The organism is Desulfovulcanus sp., from assembly GCF_982781345.1.
This window is the reverse complement of record NZ_CEYAEZ010000205.1, coordinates 1-1,058: the sequence shown is the minus strand read 5'-3', so window position 1 is coordinate 1,058 and position 1,058 is coordinate 1. Positions and strand designations below refer to the sequence as shown.

General features: G+C 33.5%; 1 protein-coding gene. It reads left to right on the top strand.

Annotated elements, in window-relative coordinates:
* Window positions 1-195 precede the first annotated feature (195 nt).
* Window positions 196-945: a glutamate racemase gene (gene murI / locus AC3WVG_RS12265; protein ID WP_488798401.1), complete on the top strand. Its 750-nt coding sequence runs from the start codon at window positions 196-198 to the stop codon at window positions 943-945.
* Window positions 946-1,058: the final 113 nt, after the last annotated feature.

The window sequence follows — 1,058 nt, the reverse complement described above, 5'->3', positions numbered from 1 at the left end:
TTAAGATCTGCTATGAGTCAGATGGATGATATAGAGGCTCTTAAATTTTTATACTCAAAAATGAAAAAGACTAAAGATAATGATGAGTTTTTATCTATCATGAATGATGGAGCATAATAGTGATTAGTGGTTAGTGGTTAGTGGTTGGTGGTTGGTGGTTAGTAAATAGAAAGTGAGAAGTAGGAAATAGGAAGTATGAGAGCTGGGGTTTTTGATAGTGGTGTTGGGGGACTTACTGTTGTAAAGTCTCTTCTTTCGAGTGGTTTTTTTAGTGAAATCATCTACTATGGGGATACTGCAAGAGTTCCCTATGGTGTAAAAGATAAAAATACTATCATAAGATACTCTCTTGAAGCACTGGAGTTTTTTAAAAACTTTGATATAGATATTCTCATAACAGCTTGTAACTCCGTTAGTGCTTATGCTTTGGATGAACTTCAAAAAGAGGCTCCTTTTAAAGTAACAGGAGTTATAAATCCGGGAGTCCTAGCAGTAGAAAACTCTTTAAAAGATAAAAACTCCTCTATCCTTATACTTGGAACAAAAGCAACAATTAACAGTAACCAATATAAAAATCTTTTAGAGCAAAAGGGATATAAAAATAGTTTCTCCATAGCTCCGTCACTCTTTGTTCCTATCGTTGAAGAGGGACTCTTTAGCGGAGCTGTTTTAGAAAGCACTATAAAACACTACTTTAAAGATATAGATGAACCGAATGCCATAATACTAGGATGCACCCACTTTCCACTTATAGCTGATGCCTTGTCTAAACACTTCCCAAACTCAAAACTTATCCACTCCGGAGATGCTGTTGTAGAGTTTTTAAAAAATGAATATGATTTAAAAAAAGTTTTTGAAAAAACGGATATAAAGTTTTTTGCAACTGAAAATCCCGATGGGTTAAAAAATATTGCAAAAAAATGGTTAAATTTGGATACAATATAACAAAAAAGGTTTTACTTTGAGTGAAGTTTTAGCACTAAAATATCGTCCGTCATCATTTGATAAACTTATAGGACAAGAGAGTGTCCGAGTAACTTTAACCTCTGCACTAAATA